Below are 25695 nucleotides of genomic sequence, written 5' to 3'. Positions count from 1 at the left end.
GATTCAGGCGCGTATCTCGGGGAAACGGGACCCAAAATGGCTTCACAAATGCAGTCGCCCATGCTGGCGGGTCTGACGGGTATGGCACGTCGGCTGGTGACCGAGGGCGTCCTGCCCGAGGCGGACGTGCGCAAGGCGGTCCAGGACTCGGCAGAGAAGCGCGTTTCTCTTTCCGCCTGGCTCGTGGATCACAACCTGGTCGACAGCCCCAGGCTGTCGCAGGTGGCGTCGGCCGAGTTCGGCATGCCGCTGATGGATATCGCGAACATGGTCGTGGTCAACATGCCACTGGACCTTGTGACCGAAGCCCTGATCACGAAGCACCAGGCACTGCCGCTCTTCAAGCGCGGCAAGCGGCTGTTTGTCGGCATCGCCGACCCCATGCAATCGCATGCCCTGGACGAGATCAAGTTCCACTCGAACCACATGGTCGAGCCGGTGCTGGTCGAGCGTGGCCAACTCAAGCGCGTCATCGACAGCGCCCTCGCCTCCATGGGCTCGCAAGTCGCGGGTTACGAGGACGGCGCCCTCGACGAACTGTCCCTTGAAGGCGGCGACGGCGATGATGAGCCGACCACGGGCATCGACGCGAATGCGGGTGACGACGCCCCCGTCGTCAAGTTCGTCAACAAGATCCTGGTCGACGCCATCAAGCGTGGCGCCTCAGATATTCACTTCGAACCGTTCGAGACCGTGTACCGCGTGCGCCTGCGCATGGACGGTATCCTGCGTATCGTCGCCACGGCGCCCATCAAGCTCGGCAACCGCTTCGCCTCGCGACTGAAGGTCATGAGCGGCTTGGACATCGCTGAGCGCCGCGTGCCGCAGGATGGCCGCATCAAGCTCAACCTGACCAAGACACGCGCCATCGACTTCCGCGTCAGCACCCTGCCGACCCTGTTCGGCGAGAAGATCGTGCTGCGTATCCTTGATGGCTCCTCGGCCAAGCTGGGCATCGACAAGCTCGGTTACGAGGAGGTCCAGAAGAACCTCTACCTCGACGCCATCGAAAAACCCTACGGCATGGTCCTGGTCACCGGCCCCACCGGTTCGGGTAAGACGGTGTCGCTCTACACGGCCCTCAACATCCTCAACACCGAGGGGCGCAACATCTCCACGGTGGAAGACCCGGTCGAAATCCGCGTCGAGGGCATCAACCAGGTCCAGCAGAACGTCAAGCGCGGCATGACCTTCGCCGCCGCCCTGCGATCGTTCCTGCGCCAGGATCCTGACGTGATCATGGTCGGCGAAATCCGCGACCTCGAAACCGCCGAGATCGCGGTCAAGGCGGCGCAGACGGGCCACATGGTCCTGTCCACCCTGCATACCAACGACGCGCCGCAGACCATCGCCCGCCTGATGAACATGGGCATCGCACCCTACAACATCATTTCGTCGGTCACCCTGATCATCGCCCAGCGTCTGGCCCGTCGCCTGCATGAATGCAAACGTGAGATCGTCCTGCCGGCGACCGCCCTGCTGGCCGAGGGTTATACCCAGGAAGAAATCGATACGGGCTTCAAGATTTACGAGGCGGTCGGCTGCGACAGCTGTAACGAGGGCTACAAGGGCCGCGTGGGTATTTACCAGGTCATGCCCTTGGTCGAGGACATCCAGAAAATCATCCTGGAGGGTGGCAATGCCATGCAGATTGGCGAGGTTGCGCGCCGGAACGGTATCAACGACCTGCGGGCCTCCGCTCTGCTCAAGGTACGGAACGGCATGACCAGTCTGGCCGAGATCAACCGCGTCACCAAGGACTGACAACGATTTGAGCCCTCCGGCCCGCCCAAGATGTGCGCCAGATGGCAGATTCGCCGACGACTAAAGCTTCACACTAGAATAAGAACAGGGGCCGACCGATAGGGGGCGGTCCCCTGAAGCATCAATCCGGGGGAACACCGCGTCATGGCCACTGCCACCGCCACTAAAAACGCGCGCGCCATAGGTGCCGCACGTGCCGAAATTAGCAAGCTTGTCCAGTACGACTGGACCGCCCTCGACAAGCGCGGCAAGCGCATGAAGGGCGAGATGCCGGCCAAGAACGCGGCGATGGTCAAGGCGGAGCTCCGCCGTCAGGGGATGAATCCTCAGACGGTCCGCGAGAAGTCGAAGCCACTCTTCGGCGCATCCGGCAAGAAGGTCAAGCCGCGTGACGTAGCCGTGTTCAGCCGACAGATCGCCGCCATGATGGCAGCCGGCGTGCCCATGGTGCAGGCCTTCGAGATCATCGCGAACGGCCAGAAGAACGCGCGATTCAAGAACATGCTGGTGGAAATCCGCCAGAGCATCGAAGGCGGTTCCTCGCTGCACGAGGCGTTAGGCCTTTACCCCGTTGAATTCGATGAACTCTATCGCAACCTGGTGCACGCCGGCGAGTCGGCCGGTGTGCTCGACACCGTGCTGGACACCGTGGCGACGTACAAGGAGCGCATGGAGAGCATCAAATCCAAGATTAAGAAAGCCCTGTTTTATCCCATCATGGTGATGGTCGTCGCCTTTCTGGTGACCATGATTCTGCTGCTCTTTGTTGTCCCCGTATTCCAACAAACCTTCGCCGAAGCCAAGGTTGAATTGCCGGCGCCTACACAGATTATCGTCAGCGCCTCGGCCTTCATGCAGTCGTACTGGTGGGTGGTTATCGGGTCCATTGTAGGCTCGATTGTCGCCGTCATCTTCTTCAAGAAACGCTCGCTGAAGTTCGCGCACTTCCTGGATCGTTTGTCGCTGAAGATCCCAGTCCTCGGCGACATCCTGAACAAGTCGGCCATCGCTCGCTTCGCCCGCACGCTCGGCGTCACCTTCCATGCTGGCGTACCGCTGGTGGAAGCACTCGATGCCGTCTCGGGCGCAACCGGTAGCATCGTCTACGGTGATGCCGTGAGACAGATGCGCGACGACATCGCTGTCGGTCACCAGCTGCAGCTGGCCATGCGCCAGACCAACCTATTCCCGAACATGGTGGTGCAGATGACCGCCATCGGCGAAGAGGCCGGCTCACTCGACCACATGCTCTTCAAGGTGGCCGAGTTCTACGAAGAAGAAGTCGAAACCGCGGTGGACACACTGGCCAGCCTGCTCGAACCGCTCATGATGGTGGTCCTCGGCGTCCTGGTCGGCGGCATGGTCATCGCCCTCTACCTCCCGATCTTCAAGCTGGCCGGCACGATCTGACCTCTCCACGCCCGCGCCATGCACAATAGGAACCCTTCGCCCTTACAGGCGGAGGGTTTTTTCTTGGATCACGGATTGCCCATGCTCGATATACCTCTTGCCCTCTGGATCGGCATCGCCGGCGTGTTCGGCCTGCTGTTCGGCAGCTTCCTCAACGTGGTGATCCTGCGTGTGCCCGAGCGCATGCAGGCGGACTGGCGCAAGCAGGCGCGCGAGGTGCTCGAGATTGAGGCGCCCGAGGAGCCGCGGCCGCCAGGCATCGTGGTCGAGGGCTCGCATTGCCCGAAGTGCAAGCATGCCCTCGCCGTGCGCGACAACATTCCCCTGTTCGGCTGGCTGATGCTGCGCGGCCGTTGCCGCTACTGCCGTGAGCCCATTTCGGCGCAGTACCCGCTGGTGGAGTTGCTTGCCGGTCTCGCCAGCGCGGCGGTGGTGTGGCGTTTCGGGCCGACCATGGGCGCCCTGGCGGGTCTGGCGATGACGTATTTCCTCATCGCCCTCTCCGGCATCGATGCGCGCACCCAGTTCCTCCCGGACGAGCTCAACTACCCCCTGCTCTGGATCGGCCTTGCTCTCGCCCTGATCCCCGGCTGGCAGGTACTTCCGGTGTCGCCCTCTTCCGCCATTCTCGGTGCACTGATCGGCTACCTCAGCCTGTGGAGCGTCTACTGGCTGTTCAAGCTGCTCACCGGCAAAGAAGGCATGGGCCACGGCGACTTCAAGCTGCTCGCTGCGCTGGGCGCATGGCTGGGGCCGATCGCCCTGTTGCCGATCATCATGCTGTCCTCGCTGATCGGTGCCCTGGTCGGCGGCGCGCTGATGCTGTTCCGCAAGCACCAGCGTGACGTGCCGATTCCCTTCGGCCCGTATATCGCCGCCGCCGGCTGGGTCTGGCTGATGTTTGGCGACACCCTGCTCGGAGGCTACATGCACCTGACGGGGATGCGATGAGCGCCTTCGTCGTCGCACTGACAGGCGGGGTTGCGTCGGGCAAGAGCTCGGTGGAGCGCTGCTTCGAGGCTCTGGGCGTGCATGCGTACGACGCGGATGTCGCGGCGCGCGCGGTGGTCGAGCCGGGCTCGGAGGCGCTTGCGGAGATTGCCCGGGCGTTCGGTACCGATGCGCTCGACAGTGAGGGCCGGCTGGATCGCCCGGCCATGCGCAAGCGCGTGTTCGACAACCTGCTGGCGCGTACGACGCTGGAGGGGATTCTGCATCCGCGCATTCGTACGTGGCTGCACGAGGCTGTGGCTGCCGATGAGGGTGCTTACTGCATCCTCTCGATTCCATTGCTGGTCGAGAATCGCGCCAACTATGAGTGGGTCGACCGGGTGCTGGTGGTCGACGTGCCGGAGGCGGTGCAGATTGAGCGGCTGACTCGGCGGGACGGGGTGGATGAGGCGCTGGCGCGGAAGATGATTGCGGCGCAGGCGTCGCGCGAGCGACGGTTGGGGATGGCTGACGATGTGATCGTCAATGAGGGAAGTGAGGCGGAGTTGGCGGCTAAGGTGGCTGAGTTGCACCAGCGCTATCTCGAGCTATCCGCTCGGTAGGAGCCGATTTATCGGCGATTCCTGACGGTGTCGCGGCCTGGGATCGCCGATGAATCGGCTCCTACCGAGCATGAAGCCGTGCATCGAACTGGGCGTCGATTACACCGTCGAGGCGGCGGCTAGTCGCTCGGCGACGAATTCGTCGGCCAGCATGGGCCGGCCTACGTGATAGCCCTGCACGAGGTCGCAGTCCATTTCGACCAGACGACGCAGGGTCTCTTCGTTTTCCACGCCTTCGGCCACGGCTTCCAGACCCAGGCGATGGGCGACGTCGACCATGGCCTGGACCAGCAGCTCGGTGCGGCGGTCGCCGATCATGGCGTCGACGAAGCTGCGGTCGATCTTCAGCTCGGTGGCCGGGAAGTGACGCAGGTAAGCGAACGAGGCGTAGCCCGTGCCGAAGTCGTCGATGGCTACGCGCACGCCGTGGTCGCGCAGGCGGCGCAGCACGCGCACGCTCATGTCGAGGTCGGTGAGCAGCGCGGTTTCGGTGATCTCGATGATCGCGGATTCCGGCGGCACGCCCCAGATTTCCAAGGCGCCGAGCATCTGTTCGGCAAAGCCCTGCTCCACGAAAACGCGCGGCGACAGATTGATCGCCACATCGAGCGGGCAGCCACCGCGATGCAGGGCCGCCGTATGGCGTAGCGAGGCGTTGAGGCTCCAGCGAGTGAGCTGCACGATGAGGTCGCTGCGCTCGGCAAACGGAACGAAGTCGGCCGGGGCCACTTCCACGCCGGAGCGTGTGTTCCAGCGCGCCAGCGATTCCACGCGCACCACCTCGCCCGTGCGCAGGTCGCACAGCGGCTGGAAGGCGACGTGCAAGCGGTTGGCTTCGATGTCCTCGCGCAGTTCGCCGTAGAGGATTTCGATCGGCGTGACGTCTTGCTGATAAACCGCGAAAGGCTCGCCGACGCGAAGCGCCTCGTCGTGCGCGAGCTCGGCACGCCGGTAGAGCAATTCGGCCGTGGTGCCGTGCTCGGTATAGAGCGTCACGCCGATGACCGCTCGCCCATGCCAGGGGCGCTCGCCACGCAGCAGCGGGCTGTCGAAGGCACCGACGATGCGCGTGGCGGCAAGCAGGGCGTGCGTGCGATTGCGAATGGCCGGCAAGACGGCGACGAAGGTGTCGTCACCGGCGACGAAAATCGTGTCGATGTGACGCACGGCGTCAACGATGCGCTCGCGGGCGGCGAGCATGATCTCGTTGCCGAAATCGAAGCCGAAGCGCAGTTGCGCCTCGCGCATGCCCTGCAGGCGGATGACCAGTACCCCGCTCAGGCCTTCGCCATTGGCGGCACGATCGAGGATGGCCTGGATCGCCGGCAGGATGAGCGACCGCTCACTGGTCATGACAGGAAATACTCCCTGGGGTCGATGCCGAAACTCCCGGCAGCCAGTGTGCGGAGGATCTCGCGTCGTACGCCGTCGGTCTGTCGCATGAGGTCCACGATCACGAACTCGTCCAGGTGTGTCTTGTCGGTGCGCGTGAGCAGGGCCACGCGCGGCTGAAGTCGGCGCGCCTGGTTCTGCACCATGACGATGGCCACTTCGCCGGTATTGAGCTCAACCAGCGAGCCGGTAGGGTACACGCCCAGGCAGGCCTGGAACTGCTCCACCAGCTCGCCCTGGAATTCCCGGTCACGACCGGAGTAGATCTGTCGGATCGCAAGGTGTTGCGAAACCGCCGGGCGATAAGGTCGCGGCGTGGACATCGCGTGGTAGGTGTCGATGATCGCCGCCATGCGCCCGGCCAGCGGAATGGCGGTGCCGGCCAGGCCCTGGGGATAGCCGCTCCCATCGAAACGCTCATGGTGGGTCAGGACCATGTCGCGGACTTCCGCATCCACGACCCCCGAATGGTCGAGGATCGCCACGCCTTCGTTTACGTGCTGGCGGGCGAGCTCCCACTCGGCGTCGTTGAGCGGACCACCCCGCTCGAGCATCTCCTCGGGCAGCTGCGACTTGCCCACGTCCATCAGCAGGCCGCCGGCGGCGAGGCTGACGATAGCGTCGTCGGCGAAGCCCATGTGCCGGCCGAAGGCTGCCGCGAGCGTGCTGCAGCCGACGGCGTGCTGGTAGGTGTAGCTGTCGCGCTGGCGCAGGCTCTGCATCCAGAAGAAGGCGTCGCCGCTGCGCAGCACGCTCTCCACCATGGGCCGCACGGCGTTTTCCAGGGCGTTCGGATCCAGCGGACGGCCGGCCTGAATATCCTCGACGATGCGCTCGGCGAAGCTCGCCACGGTATCGAACGCCTCGCGGGCGCGCGGCATCTCGTCATCGAAGGAGGCGGTATCGGAGTAGCTGTGCCGGGTGACCAAGCGGGTATTCAGGGCCGGGCGTGGCATCGCCGCGCGCACGGGCGCGGCCGCCGACACGCGCGCTGGCGTGACGCGGCGGTGCAGGTCGACGAAGACGTACTTGCAGAAACGCCGCAGCGCTTCGATGTCCTCTCGAGAGGCGATCGGCACCCCTTGCAACGGAAAGGGCGTGTCCGACCAATCACAATCGAGACGGCTGACATACATGCCGATCTCCAGATCGGTCACGAATACGCGTCTCTCTACCAGGTCGTACGCCACGTTTCCCCTGCCTCCATCGATACCGAGAGCGCGCCATTTTGCCGAATCCGCGCCCGCCCAGCCAACCCACGGTCGTCGGTCCTATATCGGCCGGGACGCCGCTAACTGTAGCCGGGAACCCTGTCAGATTCCTGACGTTCCCCCGGTCTCATCCAGCAGGCCCCCTCCATCGGAGATCCGCATGAACCGCCGTTCCCTGCTCGCCCCGCTCCTGATCGCGCTTACGGCCTGCTCCGCGGCCTCTGCCCGCGACGAAGGCGTTCGCCTGCCCGCCCCCACCGTCGACGCCGCTGCGGCGCCCGGCGAGGCCACTGCCGTGTTCGCCGGCGGCTGCTTCTGGGGGGTCGAAGGCGTATTCCAGCACGTCCGTGGCGTGAAGAGCGTCCGCAACGGTTACTCCGGAGGCGACGCAGCCCACGCGAACTACGACGACGTGAGCGACGGCGACACCGGCCACGCCGAGTCGGTCCGCGTGGTGTACGACCCGGCCCAGGTCACCTATGGCCAGCTGTTGCAGGTGTTTTTCTCGGTCGCCCAGGACCCCACCCTGCTGAATCGCCAGGGCCCGGACTCCGGCACGCAGTACCGTTCGGCGGTGTTCTACGCCACGCCGGAGCAGAAGAAGGTGGCTGAAGCTTATGTGGCCCAGCTGACGGCGGCCCATGCGTTTTCCGCGCCGATCGTGACGCAGGTGACGCCGTTGAAGGCGTTCTACCCGGCTGAGGATTACCACCAGGACTATATGCGGCTGAATCCGGACGCGGCTTATATCGCGATCAATGACCGGCCGAAGGTGTTGGGGCTGGAGCGGATTTATCCGGAGCGGTATACGGCGGCCTGGGCCAACGGGCGCTGAGGCCAGCGCCCGATCGGCGCTGAGGCGAGCACCCATTCGCCGATAAATCGGCTCCTACCGAGCAGGCTGCGACACCCTGCTTGGTAGGAGCCGATTCATCGGCGATGCTCTTCCCCGGCGCGGCGATGCTCTTCCCCGACGCGGCGATGCCCTTACCCGATCATAGGCAGGTTCAACCCCTGCTCCTTCGCACAAGCAATCGCATCCTCATACCCCGCGTCCGCATGGCGCATGACGCCCGTACCGGGGTCGTTCCACAACACACGGGCCAGACGCTTGTCCGCCGCCTCGGTGCCGTCGGCGACGATCACCACGCCGCTGTGCTGGCTGTAACCCATGCCGACGCCACCACCGTGGTGCAGGCTGACCCACGTCGCGCCGCCGGCGACGTTGAGCATGGCGTTGAGCAGCGGCCAGTCGCTGACTGCATCGCTGCCGTCGCGCATGGATTCGGTTTCGCGATTGGGGCTGGCGACCGAGCCGGAATCCAGATGATCGCGACCGATCACGATGGGCGCCTTGAGCTCGCCATTGCGGACCATTTCATTGAACGCGAGCGCCAGACGATGGCGCTGGCCGAGACCAACCCAGCAGATACGCGCCGGCAGGCCCTGGAAGCTGATGCGCTCACGGGCCATGTCGAGCCAGCGGTGCAGGTGCGGGTCGTCGGGGATCAGCTCCTTCACCTTGGCGTCGGTCTTGTAGATGTCTTCCGGATCGCCGGACAGCGCGACCCAGCGGAACGGACCCACGCCGCGGCAGAACAGCGGACGCACGAAGGCCGGCACGAAGCCGGGGAAAGCAAAAGCTTCGACGAGGCCCTCGTCCTTGGCCATCTGACGGATGTTGTTGCCGTAGTCGAAGGTCGGCACGCCCATGGCATGGAAGGCGAGCATCGCCTCGACATGCTTGCGCATGGACAACTTGGCCGCGTGTGAGGTGCCGGTCGGATCGGACTTGCGGCGCTCGAACCACTCCTCCACCGTCCAGCCCGACGGCAGGTAGCCGTTGACCGGATCGTGCGCGCTGGTCTGGTCGGTGACGGCGTCCGGACGGACCCCGCGACGAACCAGCGCCGGCAGCACGTCGGCGGCGTTGCCGAGCAGGGCCACGGAGACGGCACGACCTTCCTTCGCGTAACGGTCCAGGCGCGCCAGCGCGTCGTCGAGATCGGTGGCCTGTTCATCCACGTAGCGCGTCTTCAGGCGGAAATCGATGCGGCTCTGCTGGCATTCGATGGTCAGCGACGAAGCACCGGCCAGGCTCGCGGCCAACGGCTGCGCGCCACCCATGCCGCCCAGACCGGCGGTGAGAATCCAGCGGCCGGCGAGGCTGCCGCCGTAATGCTGGCGACCCATCTCGACGAAGGTTTCGTAGGTGCCCTGCACGATGCCCTGCGAACCGATGTAGATCCACGAGCCGGCCGTCATCTGGCCGTACATCATCAGGCCCTTGCGATCGAGCTCGTTGAAGTGCTCCCAGTTCGCCCAGGCCGGCACGAGGTTGGAATTGGCCAGCAGCACGCGCGGTGCGTCCGGGTGCGACGGGAACACGCCGACCGGCTTGCCGGACTGGATGAGCAGCGTTTCGTCGTCGCGCAGTCCGCGCAGGGCGCGGAGAATGGCGTCGAAGCATTCCCAGTTGCGCGCGGCACGGCCGATGCCGCCGTACACCACGAGTTCGGCCGGGTTTTCGGCCACCTCGGGGTCGAGGTTGTTCTGCAGCATGCGGAACGGCGCTTCCGTGAGCCAGCTACGGCAGCTGAGTTCCGTGCCGCGCGGTGCGCGGACGGTGCGGGTCGTGTCGATGCGCGTAAAGGCCGTCATCGGGGGAGGCTCCGTCGATCCAGGGGAATCGACGATTATGGGCTTGCCCGATGGCGGCTCGCCAGCCGCGTCGCAACAAACAACGCGTTAACAGACTGCCTTAGTGGCCTGCCGAGCCGGAGCTGGCCGGCGCGGTCCGTTGCGTCGCGTCACGCACCCGGGGATTGGTCGGGTCACGGCGTACGGTCGCGTCCTGCTGCGACTGATAGGTCTGCTGCTGGGCGCGATCGGCGTTATCCAGCTGGTTACGCAATCCCGGATCGGTCGCCGTGTTGCGTTGCTGGTTCATGTTGTTCTGGCGCAGCTGCTGCTGAACCGCGTTCTGGTTCTGCTGGTTGATCACCTGCTGGCGATTCACCTGCTGCTGGAACTGGGCGTTGTGCGACGGCGTGGTCACGACGGGCCGGGCTGCGGGCGCGGCTCGTGCCGGTGCGGCCGCCTTGACGGCTGGGGTCGCTGTCTGCGCGATCGCCGCTAGCGGCATCGACATCGCAAGAAGAAACGGCAGGATCTTGTGAGATGAATTGGTCATGGGACTCGTCCATCATAGGCGGATTGCCTTGATGATCAGAGCCTACGTCGTCCCTCATGAATGCCACGTCGTCCACGCTTCAGCGCGTCGTCACCGCGCTTTTCGCCGTGGTCCTGGCCGGTTGCGCCACGCGCCCCGCCAAGCCCACCTCCCTGCCCGTCACGCCCGTGCTGCTGGTCTCGATCGACGCCTTCCGGCCCGACTACCTCGACCGCGGCCTGACGCCAAATCTGGTCGCCCTGGCCGCCGACGGCGCCCGCGCCCCGTACATGCTGCCCTCGTTTCCCTCGCTGACCTTTCCCAACCACTACACGCTGGTCACCGGTCGCGTGCCTGACCACAACGGTATCGTGAACAACACCATGCAGGATCCGGTGCTGGGCAAGTTCAGCCTGTCCAACCACGCCGCGACCAGCGACGGCCGCTGGTGGGCGGATGCCGAGCCGATCTGGGTGACCGCGCAGAAGCACGGCCTGCATACGGCGACGATGTTCTGGCCCGGCACCGAGGCCGAGATTCGTGGCGTTCGCCCGGATCACTGGATTCCCTTCGACGACTCGCTCACGTCGCGGCAGCGCGTGGACAAGCTGCTTTCGTGGCTCGACGAAGCCGGCCCGCAGCCGGCCTTCGACACACTGTATTTCGACACCGTGGACCACGCCGGGCACGAGCACGGGCCGGATTCGGCCGAGCTCAATACCGCGCTGGGCGACGTCGACGACGCCGTCGGCTACCTCGTCGCCCAGCTGCGCACGCGTGGTCTCTACGAGCACATGAACCTGGTGATCGTGTCCGACCACGGCATGGCCTACGTGCCCAAGGGCAACATCGTTTGCGCCGACGACGCCACTGACCTGAATGCGCTCGATGCCGTGTCCTATGGTGTCATGGCCACCTTCAATCCGAAGCCGGGCGTGGACGCGCGCACGGCCGTGGCGCGCCTGCTCGGCCCGCACCAGCACATGCAGTGCTACCGCAAGCAGGACCTGCCCAAGCGCCTCGATTACGGCACCCACGCCCGCGTGCCCGCCATCGAATGCCTGGCCGAGACGGGCTGGTCGATCATCAGCCGCGAGGCGCTGGCCAAACGCAAGGACCCAATGTCGCTGGGCGAGCACGGCTACGACAACCTGGACCCGACCATGCGTGCCCTGTTCATCGCGCGCGGGCCGGCCTTTGCCCACGGCGTGATCGTTGCGCCGTTCCCCAATGTGGACGTGTATCCGCTGATCATGAGCGTGCTGCGCCTGCCGGCGGAGGCCAACGATGGTCATATCGAGGATGTGAAGGGCCTGCTGGCTCCGGCGCAAATCCCGTAGAATCGGGGTATGCGCCAACTCTATACCTCACCCCGCCCGGAAAATATCGACCGGATCGTGTCGCTCCTTACCGAGCACGACATCGAGACGACCGTCACCAACCGGTCGACCTGGAATCGTCCGACCTACCAGCGCTTCAGCTATTCGCAGCGCAATAACGACCGCGATTCGTGGCCGCAGGTATGGGTCAAGAGCGCCGACGACTTTCCCAAGGCCCGTGCCTTGCTGAAGGACATCGGCATCGAGCCGGTCGTGCGTTTCCAGGAAGAACTGCAGATGCACCGCTCGCCGGACCTGCGTCCGAAGCCCCAGCGCACCGCCTCGCGCGTGCGCCTGATGGCGTTGGCGATCGTCGCCGGCGTGGTGGTGGTCGTGGTGCTCAAGGCTGTCCAGGTGCTCTGAATGGCCGGAGTCGTCGGTTCGACGCCCGCCCATCTTCTCCTCCGTGAAGCGACCCGCGATGCCCATGAGGCGGCCGAAGCGACGGCCGGCATGCGCCTGTTGCTCGCCGGCGATCTGGATGAGGCCGGTTATGCCGGGCTGTTGCGGGCGCAGCTGACGCTGTTCCGTGCCTGGGAAGCCGAGCGAAGCGGTTGGCTGGCCAGGCTGGAAGAGTGGCGGTACGTGTCGCGCGCTTCGTTGATCGAGGCGGATCTGTGTAGGAGCCGATTCATCGGCGATTCGGCGCGCGATAACGCTACCTACCCCGCTGCGGCGCCTATCGGCGATGAATCGGCTCCTACCGACCATGGCCTTGCGGCCACCGAACGGGGTGCGGTGCATGACCACGCCGCCCACTGGGGCGAACTCTACGTCATCGAAGGCTCCGCTCTCGGCGGCCGCGTGATCGTCCGCCGCCTTCGCGAACTCTACCCGCAGCTATCGCACACCTTCTATGCCGTCGGTGAAAACGCCCCGGCCAGCTGGCGACGCTTCCAGTCCCTCCTCGACCACGCACTCCCCGACGAGGCCTCCCAGGACGCCGCCATCGACGCCGCGCAGCGCATGTTCGCGCGCTTTCAACAGACGCTGAAGGATCCTGCCGCCCATGACTGACCTGCCCGATCTGACCGCCTGCGACCGCGAACCCATCCATATCCCCGGATCGATCCAGCCTCACGGCGTCCTGGTCGTGGTGGACGCGCGCACACGGACCATCCTGCAGGTGAGTGAGAACGCAGCCCGTGTACTCGGGGTCGAACCGGCAACCGTACTGGACGCTCCGCTGGACGAAGTCATATCGCTTCCGGCAGATCTGTTCGAGGATGACGAACGCCCGGCCCATAGCGCGTGGGTGCCCGTGGCTTTCCCCAACGCAACGATACCGGCCGCGTGGTACGCCTCGGTGCACGCCTACGACACGCGCTGGATGATCGAGATCGAGCCGCGCGAGCGTGCCTTCGAAGACGAACCGTTCCGCGTGGGCTACGACCTCACGCACAAGCTGGAGCTCGACGCCACCGTGGAGCGCGCCGCCGCGCGCGTCGCACGCACCGTACGCAACCTGCTTGGCTACGACCGCGTCATGGTCTACCGCTTCGATCACGACTGGCACGGCGAAGTCGTGGCCGAAGCGCGCAAGGAAGACCTCGAGGCCTACCTCGGCCTGCACTACCCCGCCACGGACATCCCCGCGCAGGCGCGGGCACTCTACCTGCGCAACCGTGTGCGTCAGATCAGCGATTGCCGCTATGTGCCCGCGCACATCCTCCCGGCTTACGATCCGGAGACCGCGGCCGCGACCGATCTCAGCGATGTCTCGCTGCGCAGCGTGTCGCCGGTGCATCTCGAATACCTCGGCAACATGGGGGTCACCGGTACGCTCGTGGCGTCGATCATCACCAACGGCAAGCTGTGGGGCCTGATCTCCTGTCACCACTACAGCCCGCTTTTCGCCGATCACCGCATGCGTGAAGTGACCGATGCGGTGGCACGCGCGTTTGCCTCGCGCGTGTCGGCGATCGAGGAACTGGCGAAGATCGAAAGCGAAAGCATCCTGCTCACCGTGCGCGAGAAGCTGATTACCGCGTTCAACGAGCGCGATCGTATCGATCCGGAACTGCTGGCTTCGCTCGCGCCTGAACTGCTCGAAGTGGTCGACGCCGACGGCATCGCCATCTTCGCGGGCAACCGCGTGATGCGTCACGGCCAGTTGCCGGATGAAGCGGCTTTGCTGCGCATTCGCGACTTCGTCGGCAAAGGCGTCACCGAGGACGTCGACGGGATCACCGGCGTCCTGCATACCGACGAGATCGGCGCACGTTATCCGGAGCTGGCGGACCCCACCGTCGCCAGCCTGGCGGCGGGCCTCATCTTCATGCCGTTGCAGTCGGACGCCCACAACGCGGTTGTCTGGACGCGCGCCGAGCAGGTGCGCAACGTGCGCTGGGCCGGCAACCCTGGCCTGGCCAAGCTGGAGAACTACCCCGGTGCCCGACTGTCGCCACGACAGAGCTTCGCCACATGGCAGGAGAACGTCCGCGGTCGCTCCCGGCCGTGGTCGCGGCTTCACCTGGAATCCGCGCGGGGCCTGCGCGTACTGATCGAGATGATGGAGCGTAAGCACTTCCAGCAGAGCTTCGCGCTGATGCGCGCCTCGCTGGCCCGCCTGCCCGACCCGATCGTCATCACCGATGCCTCACAGGACGACTGGCGCGAGTGCGCCGTGGTGTTCGTCAACGATGCTTTCGTGCACAAAACCCGCCGCAGCGCCGAGAGCGTCACCGGATTGCCGATGTCCGCCCTGCTCGGCGAAAGCGCCAACCCGGTGGTCGTACCCCTGCGCCATTCCGACGGCTCGCTACTCAAAAGCCGCGTCGAGCTGCAGCCGGTAGCAGACCCCGCCGGCGCCATCACGCATTGGATGTCAGTCTTCCATTTCGGCCCCTGACCCGCCCCTTCGGACCCTGGCCCACGCCCCTGTAGGAGCCGATTCATCGGCGATCCCGCGCCCGCGGGCCAGACTACCGCCAGCACCCATCGCCGATGAATCGGCTCCTACGGCGCAATCCCATTCCGCGAGACGCCAACCGGCCTTAGCGCTATAACATCCCCATGACCGACCGCGTCCGCCTATTCCAAACCCTGCCGCACACCTGCGGCTATTTCGCCGAGCGGACGGCGCAAAATCTCGTGGTCGACCCGGGCGCGCCCAACCTCGACAAACTCTACGGCCCGGCGCTCGCCAAAGGCTTCCGCCGTGCCGGCGGCCACCTCTACCTGCCCCAGTGCACCGCCTGCCAGGCCTGCGTGCCCTGCCGCATCGACGTCGAGCGATTCACGCCGGACCGCGCCCAGAAGCGCTGCCTCAAGCGCAACGCCGACCTGACCATCCGCGAAGGCCTCCCGGGATTCACCGCCGAGCGGCACGAGCTGTACGAGCGATACCTGCAGGCACGCCACAGCGGCGGCGGCATGGACGGGGCGGACGAAGAGGATTTCCAGCGGTTCCTGGCTGCACCCTGGAGCCCTACCCTCTTCCTCGAGTATTACCTCGGTGAGCGCCTGCTCGGCGTCGCCGTGACGGATATCGCCCTTGCCGGGGTTTCGGCCGTCTATACGTTTTTTGATCCTGAGGAAGAAGCTCGCGGCCTTGGCACCTTCGGCATCCTGCAGCAGGTGGAGCTGGCGAAGCGGCGTGGCATTCCATATGTGTATCTTGGCTTCTGGATCGCCGGGCATCCGAAGATGGATTACAAGCGGCGGTTCCGGCCGCTGGAGATTCGGCGGCATGGGCGTTGGATTGAGATGCCTTGAAGCATTGGCCTCAGCGTTCCGACCCATGGTCCCATGGCATGTTATTTTCGAGCGCGTAGGACTTTCCCTACAGACACAGAATCCCCGGCTCGCTTATCTTCGCCGTAGAACGGGGCGCTCTGGCCCCTGAGGGGAACACCTTCCTTGGGTAGTCGGCGTCCATGATCAACATCGAAACCCTGACGGCCGTAACCCTGCCCGCTTTAGCACACTCGGGTCATCTTTTTCGATTTCGGATTGATCCACTACCCGGAGGCTGAACCGGATCTCCAGTTGGTCCGTAGGCCAAGTGATCAAAACATCAAGGATGTAGCCAGTGCCTGAGAACGCCCTTCTTGACGATGCGAATGTCGAGTCCATCGACATCGACGCAGTCAACAGGATTCTTCGCATCCGCGTGAATCGTTACGAGGCTCCTGACTCCAAGCAGAGAATCCAGGCGACAGTTCAGTTCGGAAACGTCCAGTCGTTCTCGGGAACCTTGAATCTCATGGCGTTTCTCTCAAATGCCTGGGATGGCCACATCCAGTATTGGCAACCATCGACGGGCTTCGGCCTGAGCTACGTGTATTTCGCCCGCGGTGTTTTTTCCATTCACTCGGATGAGCCGTTCATCCTTTAAAGGGGTCACTGCGTGCCTGAGAAGGTCAATCTTCACGACGCAAACGTGGAATCGGTTGAAATCGACGCAATCAACAGGATTTTTAGAATCCGCATAGATCGCTACGTGAGCGATGATTCGCGGGAAAGAGTCCAATCGACAGTTGAATTCAAGAACGTCCAGTCGTTCTCGGGAACGTTGAATCTCATGGAGCTCGTCTCGCATGCCCGGTTTGGTAACGTCGCGGACTGGGAGCCATCGATGGGTTTCGGCCTGAGCTATCTGTACTTCGCCGGAGGCGTCTTCTCCGTCCACTCCGACGAACCGGTGATCTTTTGATTCACGACAAACAGATTGCAGAGCGCATGTTGGACCTGAAGCACGCCACTAGCGATTAGGTGAATGAATCGATCCGAAAAGTGCAAGAACAGTGCACCAAGGAAGAGTTCGAGGTCTACCGTCGTAGGGCCTGGTGTGTGATGGGCTACGCCTACACGGACGTTATGGTTCCCATCTCCGAAAACATCTGGATCTCAAGCCAGCGATGGCGCGGTAAGGTCGTCGATTCAGGAACCCTTTGCGCGCGGACTCTTGATTTAAAGGAATCACATGGAATTGGGGCAGGTAATCGCATCGCGGACGTTCTCGATGGACGACGCAGTTGTCGAACTTCTCATTGGTGTGCCCATTCCTGAAGGACCGGACTACTTCTGCCCCGTCCAGGTGAAGGGACTGGGAAACGAGAAGATCCGCAAAATCGGCGGCATCGATTCGTTGCAGGCGTTGATTCTTGGCATCGAATACGCAGCGATCTACCTGTCGACGACCACCGAGGCGAAGAGCGGCCAGCTGACCTTTCTCGGTGCGAGTGGAATAGGTTTCGGCGCGTCACCGTAGCCGCTGTAGTTCCCGTTGGATGCACCGGAACGCCCACGGGCCCGCGCCGCATCGTCCGGTTAACGCTAGACACGATTTCTGCCTAGCCCCGCAAGTCCTTGCACAAGGCGGGACGGCGTGACTGGCAACGATGAGGAGCCGGAACAATCAAGGGCTCCGTGGGGGCTTGCGAGGACTGTGAAAAGTGAAGACGATCAATCCGATCATTGCTGTTTTTCTTGGGCTGCTGGCACTCCTGTCCATCTATGTATGGTGGTCACGACGCACCAAGGTTGATAACAGAGTTAAGCGAACGGCCGACTTCGTCTTTCTTTGGCCTCTCGTTTTACGGGGAAGCCGAACTGGCAGGGAGAAGGTCTTCATCTGTGTCGGCGTCGTCATTGCGCTCCTTCTCATCTGCTGGTCCTTTACGCTGCCTAAGCCCTAGCGAAGCCAACGTATGAAGTCGCCGCGTAGGCTACATTTCGGCCGGTGCCGTGCGGGCGAGACCGATTTGGCTCAGGAGGTGTTGAGCCCTCACAATGGGCCCATTCCCCCGCTTCGGAACCCCCCATGGGCCCGCGCCGCATCGTCTGCCTCACCGAAGAACCGACCGAAACCCTCTACCTCCTCGGTGAGCAGGACCGCATCGTAGGAATCAGCGGCTTCACGGTGCGACCCACCGAAGCGCGCCGGGACAAGCCCAAGGTCAGCGCGTTCACCAGTGCCAAGGTCGACAAGATTCTCGCGCTGAAGCCCGATCTCGCCATTGGCTTCTCGGACATCCAGGCCGACATCGCGCAGGCGCTGATCAAGGCTGGCGTGGAAGTGTGGATATCCAACCACCGCAGCGTTGAAGGCATCCTCGAATACATCCGTCGGCTTGGCGCAATCGTCGGCGTTGCGGATAAGGCCGAGAAGCTCGCGGCAACGTTCGAACGCGGGCTCGATGAAACGCGCGAAGCGTCGGCGCGCCTGCCCCGCCGGCCACGCGTGTATTTCGAGGAATGGGACGAGCCGATGATCTCGGGCATCCGCTGGGTGTCCGAACTGGTGGGCATCGCCGGTGGTGACGATGTGCTGCCGGGCCGCGCCGTGGAGTCGCTGGCGAAAAACCGGATCATTGCCGACGCGCAGGAAGTCATCGATACGGCGCCGGACATCATCATTGGCTCCTGGTGTGGGAAGCGTTTTCGCCCGGAGCAGGTTGCCGCGAGGCCGGGCTGGGAGAATGTGCCGGCGGTTCGCGATGGGCAACTGTATGAGATCAAGTCGCCGTTGATCTTGCAGCCGGGACCGGCTGCGCTTACCGATGGGCTGGGGGAGTTGCGGCGGATTGTTCATGGGTGGGCGGTACGGTAGGAGCATCGTTACCGGGTGGGGCGTAGGTAGTTTTGCGGAAGTCCGGTACGTGCAACTGCGCTGTCGCGGGCTGTTGTGCGGATCGATCCTTTCCCTCGGGATCCGCATGAGGGAGAGCGCTCGTGAATGCACGCATGGTTTGGCGGGTGGGCATCGCAGCCCTCTGCGCCCTTGGCGTACCGGTCGCCTCGGCGCAGGCACCTGCGCCCGCGCCGGCCGCACAAAATGCACCGGCTCCTGCTTCGGCACCGGTATTCAAGAAGGAACAGATCGACCAGTTCATGGCGCCGATCGCGCTGTATCCGGACGCTCTGCTCTCCCAGGTATTGATGGCCTCGACCTATCCGGCTGATGTCGCCGATGCGGCCGCCTGGTCGAAAGCTAATCCCAAGGCGACCGGCGATGCCGCCGTGAAGCAGGTTGCCAACCAGCCCTGGGACCCCAGCGTGCAATCGATGGTGGCCTTTCCACCGGTGCTGGCCCAGATGGGTGCGCATCCGGATTGGGTGCGCAATGTGGGTGATGCCTTCCTCGCCCAGCCCGATGACGTGATGGGCTCGGTACAACGCCTGCGTGCGCAGGCGCAGAAGGCCGGCAACCTGAAGAGCACCGAGCAGCAGAAGGTGATCGTGCAACAGACCGCGCCGACGACGACGATCATCCAGATCGAGCCGGCCGATCCCCAGGTCGTCTACGTGCCGTCGTACAACCCGACCGTGGTGTACGGCACCTGGGCCTATCCGGCCTACCCGCCGCCTTACTATCCACCGCCTCCCGGCTATTACCACCCGGTCGCGACGGGTCTGGCTGCCGGCCTCGCCTTCGGCACCGGTATCGCCGTCGCCAATTCGCTATGGGGCGGGTGCGACTGGGGGCATAACGACGTCAACATCAACGTCAATCGCTACAACAACATGAACGTCAACAACCGTATCAGCGGAAACGGCAACACCAACTGGAACCACAATCCAGCCAACCGTCGCGGCACGCCCTATAACGGCGCGGCTACCCAGCAGCGCTTCAACCAGGGCGTGGGTGGCGCGCAGCAGCGTCAGGCGTTCCGTGGGCAAGCGGGAGGCGCAGACGCCAGTCGGCAGCGGGCGATGCAGAGCTTCGATCGCACAACGAATGGCGGCGCGGCAGCCTCGGCGCGGCGGCCCGGTGAAACGTTCAACGGCTCGCGCCATCCCGGCGGTGCGGGCAACGCCGGCAATCGCGCCGACCTCGGGAACCGCGCCAACGGCGCCGACCGGCAGGGTGGCCTCAACAACCGCCCCGGGGCGAACGGCGGCGGCATACAACACCAGCCTGGCGCATCGCAGGCGCGTGCCAATGCCTTCTCGGGTGTGCGCTCGCCAGGTGATGGTGCGGCACAGCGCGAGCAAGGCCAGCGCAGCATGCAGAGCCTGGGAGGCCAGCGCGGCGGTGCCTCTGCTGGGCGCCAGATCAATCGGCCTGTCCCCGCGCGCGCCGGCGGCGGCGGATTCCATCGTCGCTAGGAGCACGACATGACCCGACTCATCACTCAACGCTTCGCGCAATCACTCCTTGCGTCGTCCCTGCTCGTCACCTTCGCCGCATGGGCCGCGGCGGCAACCTATCCGACGCCGGATGCGGCATCCGATGCATTGGTCGCCGCGCTGAAAGCACACGACCAACCTGCCCTCGCCAAAGTACTCGGCGACGACTGGCGCACCTACATTCCCACCGACGGCATCGACCGCGACGACGTGGATGCCTTCGTCACCGACTACGACAGCGCGCACAAGATCGTTACCGAGGGGACCACCCACCACCTCGCTGTGGGCAGTTCGAACTGGGTGCTGCCGATCCCCCTCGTGAAGGGCGCGAACGGCTGGTCGTTCGACACAAAAGCCGGCCGCGAAGAGATCCTCGCCCGGCAGATCGGCCACAACGAAGCCTCGGTGCCCCAGGCCCTGCTCGCCTACTACGATGCGCAGCGCGACTACGCCTCGAGCTTGCACGACCAGGACAAGGTGCTGCATTACGCCAGCAAGCTGATCAGCACGCCCGGCAAGCATGACGGCCTGTACTGGCAGGCAAAGGACAACGCACCGGAGAGTCCGCTGGGGCCGTATTTCATCACACCGCCCACCGGCGGCGGCTACTACGGCTACCACTACCGCATCCTCACCGCACAGGGGCCCTCAGCCCCCGGCGGGGCTTACAACTACATGGAAGGCAAGCTGCTGACCAACGGCTTCGCGCTGATCGCCTGGCCCGTGCGCTACGGCGAAACGGGAGTGATGACCTTCGCGATCAGCCACGATGGGCAGATCTTCCAGAAGAACCTGGGCAAGGACACCGAGCACGCCGCTGCCGCCATTACCCGCTTCGACCCGGACTCCAGCTGGACCGACGTACCGGCCGACACCCCGACTGCAGGAGACACCAAGTGAACGCTCGCACCTTGCCCGCTTTGCTCGTCCTGGCCGCCGGCACGCTCACCGCCACACCCGGTCATGCCGAGGCCACCTTGAAGTGCACGATGCGCTTCGATCTCGCTTCGTGGTCCATCCTCTACAAGCACGCCGCCGGGACGGGGACAATCACCTGTGCGAACGGCAGCCACCTGAAAGTGAAGCTCACCGCGAATGGCGGTGGTCTCTCCGTCGGCAAATCCAGCATCAAGGGTGGCAAGGCCAACTTCTCCGACGTAACATCGATTGACGAAACACTCGGCACCTACGTCGCCGCCGAGGCCAGCATGGGCATACCCAAGAGCGGCGAAGCCCAGGTCATGACCAAGGGCGAGGTGAACATGTCCCTCGCTGGCGCCGGCAAAGGCTTCGGCCTCGGTGTCACGGTAGGTGGCATGACGATCGAGAAAGTGCCCTGAGGTGAGGTACAACGCCATGCGCAAGGTGAAGCTCGATTACTCCTACGAAGTCAGCTGCGTGCGGCACGAGAGCGACACGGGCGCCTCGTGCTTCTCCGCGGACGTGATCATTCGCGATGCCGATCACAAGGAAGTCGCTCGCGTGGTGGGCAAGCGTCTGCACAGCTACGCGGAAGCGGCCGAGGACGAAGCCGTGGAATCGGCCAGGCAGGAGGTGCGCCGGCTTAAGTCAGGCCAGGCGCCTGATGCTGGCAATCATCACTGACGCAACCAGTGACAGCTATCGCCGCTGAAGCGGCTCCTACGGGGGTGGACCACCGCTCTTGTAGGAGCCGCTTCAGCGGCGAAATCCTATCTGCCTGACTACTTACCCGTCACCGCATCGTTAAGCTTCTCGATCGCCTGGTCGGCAGTGAAGGTGTTCGGCTTCTGGATCTTCGGGAACTCACCAAAGGTTTGATTGAATTTGGTGAGTAGCGCTATGGCGCCGTAGACGATGTAGACATGGTTGATGTACCAGTCCCAGTAGGTGTTCGACGTGACGTCCGCAAACTCATACGGATCCGTCCTCAGGTTGTAGATCTTGGGAATGCGCATGGCCGTGAACGGTTCGCCCCAGATCTGCATCGTTCCCCTGCATCTCTGCTCCATGAACGTTATCTTCCAGTTGTCGTAGCGAATGCCAAGGATGTCGCCGTCATCGGAGATGTAAACGAAGAGCTTGCGCGGCGATTTCGCCTCCTGGCCGGTGAGGTACGACAACAAGCTCACGCCATCGATGTGATTCTTATAGGTGCGGCCTAGCGCCTTGACGCCTTTCTTGAGATCGTTGACGACGGTCGTGTTGCCCGCGAGCTCCAGAAACGTCGGTAGCCAGTCATGGTGCTGCACGATCTCGTTCGATACGGAACCGGGCTTGATCTTCCCGGGGTAGCGAACGACGAGCGGGATACGGAAGGCGCCCTCCCAGTTGGTGTCTTTCTCGCTGCGGAACGGCGTCGTACCACCATCGGGCCAGGAGTTCCGGTGGGGGCCGTTGTCCGTGGAATACAAGACCAGGGTGTCGTCGGCGATGCCGAGTTCATCAAGGTAGTCGAGCAGGGTGCCGACGTTCCTGTCGTGATCGACCATGGTGTCGTGATAGGGGGACTGCCAACGGCCGGCCTGGCCCAGGCTCTCTTCCTTGGTATGCGTATACAGGTGCATGTGGGTGAAGTTGACCCAGACAAAGAAGGGAACATCGTCGTCTGTCGCCCGCTTGATGAACCCCGTCGCCCTCTTCGCGAAGTCGTCATCGCAGGTGAGCATCCGCTTCCGGTTGAGTGGGCCGGTATCTTCGATCTTCTGCTTGCCGATCTTTCCCCACCTTGGCTGCTCCGTCGGGTCGTCGACATCGGTGGCGAAGCTATGGATCACGCCTCGCGGCTTCACCGTCTCGATGAAAGCGCCGAATTCCTTTTCGGGAAAGTAGTCGTACATCTCCGGCTCTTCTTCAGCGTTCAGATGATAGAGATTGCCGTAGAACTCATCGAAGCCATGGTTGGTCGGCAACATGTGGTTGAGGTCACCCAGATGATTCTTGCCGAACTGGCCTGTCGTGTAGCCCTCGTTCTTCAGTAGCGCGGCGATCGTCACGATCTTTTCGTTCATGCCGACCGGCGCGCCAGGTATGCCGACTTTCGACAGGCCGGTGCGCATGACGCTCTGGCCCGTGATGAAGGAGGATCTTCCGGCCGTGCACGACTGCTCGCCGTATGAGTCGGTGAAAATCATTCCTTCGTTTGCCAGGCGGTCGATGTTCGGCGTCTGGTAGCCCATCAACCCTCGCGTGTAGCAGCTCAGGTTCGATATGCCGATGTCATCGCCCCAGATCACCAGGATGTTCGGGCGCTTGCCCTTCCTGGAGGCAGCTCCTTGGGCCGATTCGGCCTTTTTTGCCTTCTTGTCGCTCTTGCTTGCGCTTGCCATGGTCATTCTCTCCGCGAATGCACAGGTGGATCAGGGGGCCGACGGTCGTGGGGTCACCGACGGATCGAACACGGTCTTCCAGTCGTTCCTGATGCTGACGACGCGGAAGTGGTAACGGGTAGCGGCAGCGAGGGAGTCGCCGTTCTTTTCGGCGTAGACGAACTCGCGCTTGGCGTCGTCGTGATTAACCAGCAACGCAAACGACGGACCGCCGCGATCCATCGCATAACGCATCATCGCCACGTCGCCGACGCCGCCCACGTTGCCGCCGACGAAGACAGGCCGGCGTCCAATGGCCAGATGGATGACCGGCGGCTTGCCCTCACGATCGGTCACGTGCTCCACCTTGCCGGTATAGGTCAGCACCGTCTTGCCGTCGCGTTCGCCGAAGCGCGTCTGCAACGAACTGCCGATGACCCGTTCGGGGGGAATACCGAAGACTTCCTGTGACATGCCCCGTGTGTAGGCGACAGGTGAGCCGCTGCATATCCACGTCTGGAAGCCGTTGGCCTCGAGATAGCGCAGCAGCTCGACCATCGGTCGATAGGCGAGCTTCGTGTAGGGCTGACCAAAATGTGGGTTGGGCGCCGCGCGCTCTTCACGCGCCATGTCTGCGGAAACCTCGTCGACCGTGCGACCATCGATGGCGGCGGCGACGATTTGCGCGAGCCCCGTTTCGCCGAGCGCCTGCAGGCCCTTTAAGTCACCGGCGAGCAGGGCCGCCACACCGGGCTGCTGTTTCAGCTCCGGGTGCTTGGCCACCGCCGTCTTCACGTCCGCCACCAGCGGCAGCAAGGCACCTGGCAAGGGCTTCTCGGGCATCAGCGTACCGTCCATGTCGAACACGGCAACGCGGGCTTCCGGTGCGATGTAACCCGGATCGCCGTCTTTCGTCGCCGCGGTGACGAAATCGATAACGGCCGTCCGCGTCGGACCATCGTTCCAGGAAGGCAGTACGCCGCTATCCCCGTCCGAATGCGCCCGACCCGTCGTGGCGAGGATGAGCAACATCGCGAACGTCGCGACCGTGTGACGCATTTCCCATCGGTAGCACAGCATGGACACCCTCCTCTTGAGCATCCGATGATCCGCATGTGGATGACACAGTCGAAGCGTAGTAGCGCCGAGAAGACCCTAGGTAAATCTACGAGGGACGGGAAGGCTACGTAGAAATACCCAGCCCTTTCGCGGAGGTTTGCGCTGTGGCATGCGACGATCGGCAGCGAAGATCGGGGCATGCGAATCGCGACGATCCCACGTCTGATGTGCCGCGCGTTGCTCGCGCTGGCGCCCGCCTGCGCCTTCGGCCAGGAAGCCGCACCGACCACTCCGGGAATACCCCCCGCGCCCGCGCCGAAGGAATCCTTCTGGCAGCTCATCCATGACCCGAACGACCACGCCATCGACATGTCGCGCTGGCTGCTCCAGCATAAGGGCGCACTGATCGTGCCCATCGTCATCACCGAACCGGCCGTGGGCAACGGCGGTGGCGCCTCGGCCGTGTTCTTCCGCCCCGCGAAGCAGTCGCAGGCTTCGAAAGACCGCGGCGAGCGTATCGCCCCGAACATCTACGGGTTCGGTGCGGCAAAGACGCAGAACGGCACCTACGGTGGCGCCCTGGCGGGTGAATTTCATTTCCGCGACGATCGTTGGCGCTACAAGGGCGCCCTGGGCAAGGCTTCGGTCAACCTCGACTTCTACACCCAGGGGCTGGTGCTGGCGCCACGCAAGATCGGCTACAACCTCGACGGCTACTTCTCGTTCCAGCAGGTGCAACATCGCGTCGGCGACACGCCGCTCTACCTGGGCGTGCGCTGGATCTACATCGATCTCAACAGCCGCCTGAACATCGAAGGCAACAAGCAGTTCTTCAAGCCGAGCGACTTCGCCAGCAAGGCCTCCGGCCTCGGCCCGGTGATCGAGTACGACACGCGCGACAACACGCTGACCCCGTCGAGCGGCGTGCTCGCGATGATCGACACGACGTTCTACATGCCGGGTATCGGCAGCAGCAATACCTTTCAGTCCTATCGCGCCCATACGCTGGGCTATATCCCGATCGGTAGCAGCCTGGTGCTCGGCCTTCGCGCGGATTACCGCACGGCGCCGGGTAACGTGCCCTTCTACCAGCTGCCCTCGATCGACCTGCGCGGCATTTCCTACGGACGCTACCAGGACACCTCGGTCGGCATGGTCGAAGCCGAGCTTCGCTGGAACATGACCAAACGCTGGGCCACCCTGGCCTTTGGCGGCGCGGGGCGCGCGTGGGGCAGGCATAACGCGTTCGACAGCGCGCCGACGGAAACGACCAAGGGTGTCGGCTTTCGTTACCTCATTGCCAGCGCGCTCGGGCTATATGCCGGCGTGGACTGGGCCTGGAGCCACGACGACCACGCCTGGTACCTGCAGGTGGGCAGCGCGTGGCGCTGA

General features: G+C 63.9%; 25 protein-coding genes. 19 read left to right on the top strand and 6 right to left on the bottom strand.

Annotated elements, in window-relative coordinates:
• Positions 1-36 precede the first annotated feature (36 nt).
• The 4 genes from pilB (at position 37) to coaE (ending at position 4727) form a co-directional block, all read left to right on the top strand.
• Positions 37-1764: a type IV-A pilus assembly ATPase PilB gene (pilB, locus tag HB634_RS05120; RefSeq protein WP_063573305.1), complete on the top strand. Its 1728-nt coding sequence runs from the start codon at positions 37-39 to the stop codon at positions 1762-1764.
• 144 nt (positions 1765-1908) lie between these two features.
• The gene (locus HB634_RS05115) at positions 1909-3174 is read left to right on the top strand and encodes a type II secretion system F family protein (protein ID WP_213947815.1); all 1266 of its coding nucleotides are present in this window, start codon (positions 1909-1911) and stop codon (positions 3172-3174) included.
• An 81-nt stretch (positions 3175-3255) separates the two neighbouring features.
• Positions 3256-4125 carry an A24 family peptidase gene (locus HB634_RS05110; RefSeq protein ID WP_213947814.1) on the top strand — a complete coding sequence of 290 codons (870 nt, stop codon included), beginning with the start codon at positions 3256-3258 and terminating at the stop codon, positions 4123-4125.
• Positions 4122-4727: a dephospho-CoA kinase gene (gene coaE, locus HB634_RS05105; protein WP_063573432.1), complete on the top strand. Its 606-nt coding sequence runs from the start codon at positions 4122-4124 to the stop codon at positions 4725-4727. Before HB634_RS05110 ends, coaE begins: the two co-directional genes overlap by 4 nt.
• Before the next feature lie 99 nt (positions 4728-4826).
• Here the strand turns inward: coaE and HB634_RS05100 are convergent, their stop codons facing one another.
• Positions 4827-6080 carry a GGDEF domain-containing phosphodiesterase gene (locus HB634_RS05100; RefSeq protein WP_213947813.1) on the bottom strand — a complete coding sequence of 418 codons (1254 nt, stop codon included), beginning with the start codon at positions 6078-6080 and terminating at the stop codon, positions 4827-4829.
• Positions 6077-7309, bottom strand: a complete 1233-nt coding sequence (locus HB634_RS05095) for an HD domain-containing phosphohydrolase (RefSeq protein ID WP_213947812.1) — start codon at positions 7307-7309, stop codon at positions 6077-6079. The genes HB634_RS05100 and HB634_RS05095 overlap by 4 nt, the downstream gene beginning before the upstream one ends.
• Before the next feature lie 181 nt (positions 7310-7490).
• Between HB634_RS05095 and msrA the strand changes: the two genes are divergently transcribed.
• The gene (gene msrA / locus HB634_RS05090; protein WP_213947811.1) at positions 7491-8165 is read left to right on the top strand and encodes a peptide-methionine (S)-S-oxide reductase MsrA; all 675 of its coding nucleotides are present in this window, start codon (positions 7491-7493) and stop codon (positions 8163-8165) included.
• A 152-nt stretch (positions 8166-8317) separates the two neighbouring features.
• Here msrA and hutU read toward each other — a convergent pair whose 3' ends face one another.
• Both hutU and HB634_RS05080 read right to left on the bottom strand, forming a co-directional pair.
• Positions 8318-9991, bottom strand: a complete 1674-nt coding sequence (gene hutU / locus HB634_RS05085) for a urocanate hydratase (RefSeq protein WP_213947810.1) — start codon at positions 9989-9991, stop codon at positions 8318-8320.
• 100 nt (positions 9992-10091) lie between these two features.
• Positions 10092-10523, bottom strand: coding sequence for a hypothetical protein (locus HB634_RS05080; RefSeq protein WP_213947809.1), 432 nt, complete (start codon positions 10521-10523; stop codon positions 10092-10094).
• A gap of 56 nt (positions 10524-10579) precedes the next feature.
• On the opposite strand from HB634_RS05080, the gene HB634_RS05075 reads away from it, so the two are divergent.
• The 13 genes from HB634_RS05075 to HB634_RS05015 all read left to right on the top strand — a co-directional run bounded on the left by HB634_RS05075 (position 10580) and on the right by HB634_RS05015 (position 21562).
• Complete coding sequence (locus HB634_RS05075; protein ID WP_213947808.1) at positions 10580-11842, top strand: ectonucleotide pyrophosphatase/phosphodiesterase; 1263 nt, start codon at positions 10580-10582, stop codon at positions 11840-11842.
• Positions 11843-11851: 9 nt separating this feature from the next.
• Positions 11852-12244 carry a DUF2007 domain-containing protein gene (locus HB634_RS05070; protein WP_063573208.1) on the top strand — a complete coding sequence of 131 codons (393 nt, stop codon included), beginning with the start codon at positions 11852-11854 and terminating at the stop codon, positions 12242-12244.
• On the top strand, positions 12245-12898 hold the full coding sequence (locus HB634_RS05065) for a biliverdin-producing heme oxygenase (RefSeq protein ID WP_213947807.1): 654 nt from the start codon (positions 12245-12247) through the stop codon (positions 12896-12898). It begins immediately after the preceding gene.
• The gene (locus HB634_RS05060) at positions 12882-14732 is read left to right on the top strand and encodes a GAF domain-containing protein (RefSeq protein WP_213948164.1); all 1851 of its coding nucleotides are present in this window, start codon (positions 12882-12884) and stop codon (positions 14730-14732) included. Before HB634_RS05065 ends, HB634_RS05060 begins: the two co-directional genes overlap by 17 nt.
• A gap of 164 nt (positions 14733-14896) precedes the next feature.
• Positions 14897-15598, top strand: coding sequence for an arginyltransferase (locus HB634_RS05055; protein ID WP_063570415.1), 702 nt, complete (start codon positions 14897-14899; stop codon positions 15596-15598).
• A gap of 316 nt (positions 15599-15914) precedes the next feature.
• Positions 15915-16220 carry a hypothetical protein gene (locus tag HB634_RS05050; protein ID WP_063570414.1) on the top strand — a complete coding sequence of 102 codons (306 nt, stop codon included), beginning with the start codon at positions 15915-15917 and terminating at the stop codon, positions 16218-16220.
• Positions 16221-16232: 12 nt separating this feature from the next.
• Complete coding sequence (locus HB634_RS05045) at positions 16233-16538, top strand: hypothetical protein (protein ID WP_063570413.1); 306 nt, start codon at positions 16233-16235, stop codon at positions 16536-16538.
• Positions 16539-16808: 270 nt separating this feature from the next.
• Positions 16809-17096 carry a hypothetical protein gene (locus HB634_RS05040; RefSeq protein ID WP_063570412.1) on the top strand — a complete coding sequence of 96 codons (288 nt, stop codon included), beginning with the start codon at positions 16809-16811 and terminating at the stop codon, positions 17094-17096.
• A 552-nt stretch (positions 17097-17648) separates the two neighbouring features.
• Positions 17649-18437, top strand: coding sequence for a cobalamin-binding protein (locus HB634_RS05035; protein ID WP_213947806.1), 789 nt, complete (start codon positions 17649-17651; stop codon positions 18435-18437).
• Between the two features lie 122 nt (positions 18438-18559).
• Positions 18560-19936 carry a DUF3300 domain-containing protein gene (locus HB634_RS05030; RefSeq protein ID WP_345777467.1) on the top strand — a complete coding sequence of 459 codons (1377 nt, stop codon included), beginning with the start codon at positions 18560-18562 and terminating at the stop codon, positions 19934-19936.
• 9 nt (positions 19937-19945) lie between these two features.
• Entirely contained in the window at positions 19946-20857 is a 912-nt protein-coding gene (locus HB634_RS05025) for a DUF2950 domain-containing protein (RefSeq protein ID WP_063570409.1), read from the top strand.
• Positions 20854-21297, top strand: a complete 444-nt coding sequence (locus HB634_RS05020) for a hypothetical protein (protein ID WP_063570408.1) — start codon at positions 20854-20856, stop codon at positions 21295-21297. The genes HB634_RS05025 and HB634_RS05020 overlap by 4 nt, the downstream gene beginning before the upstream one ends.
• Positions 21298-21313: 16 nt before the next feature.
• Positions 21314-21562 carry a hypothetical protein gene (locus tag HB634_RS05015; RefSeq protein WP_213947805.1) on the top strand — a complete coding sequence of 83 codons (249 nt, stop codon included), beginning with the start codon at positions 21314-21316 and terminating at the stop codon, positions 21560-21562.
• Positions 21563-21660: 98 nt separating this feature from the next.
• On the opposite strand, the gene HB634_RS05010 is transcribed toward HB634_RS05015, so the two are convergent.
• Both HB634_RS05010 and HB634_RS05005 read right to left on the bottom strand, forming a co-directional pair.
• Positions 21661-23265 carry an arylsulfatase gene (locus HB634_RS05010; protein ID WP_063570406.1) on the bottom strand — a complete coding sequence of 535 codons (1605 nt, stop codon included), beginning with the start codon at positions 23263-23265 and terminating at the stop codon, positions 21661-21663.
• A 30-nt stretch (positions 23266-23295) separates the two neighbouring features.
• On the bottom strand, positions 23296-24324 hold the full coding sequence (locus HB634_RS05005) for an HAD family hydrolase (protein WP_213947804.1): 1029 nt from the start codon (positions 24322-24324) through the stop codon (positions 23296-23298).
• Between the two features lie 177 nt (positions 24325-24501).
• On the opposite strand from HB634_RS05005, the gene HB634_RS05000 reads away from it, so the two are divergent.
• Positions 24502-25695, top strand: a complete 1194-nt coding sequence (locus tag HB634_RS05000; protein ID WP_213947803.1) for a BamA/TamA family outer membrane protein — start codon at positions 24502-24504, stop codon at positions 25693-25695.

It is taken from the genome of Luteibacter sp. dw_328, assembly GCF_018449605.1.
Classification (GTDB): Bacteria; Pseudomonadota; Gammaproteobacteria; order Xanthomonadales; family Rhodanobacteraceae; genus Luteibacter.
Note: the sequence above shows the minus strand (reverse complement) of the source record. Positions and strands in the feature narration are given on the sequence as shown.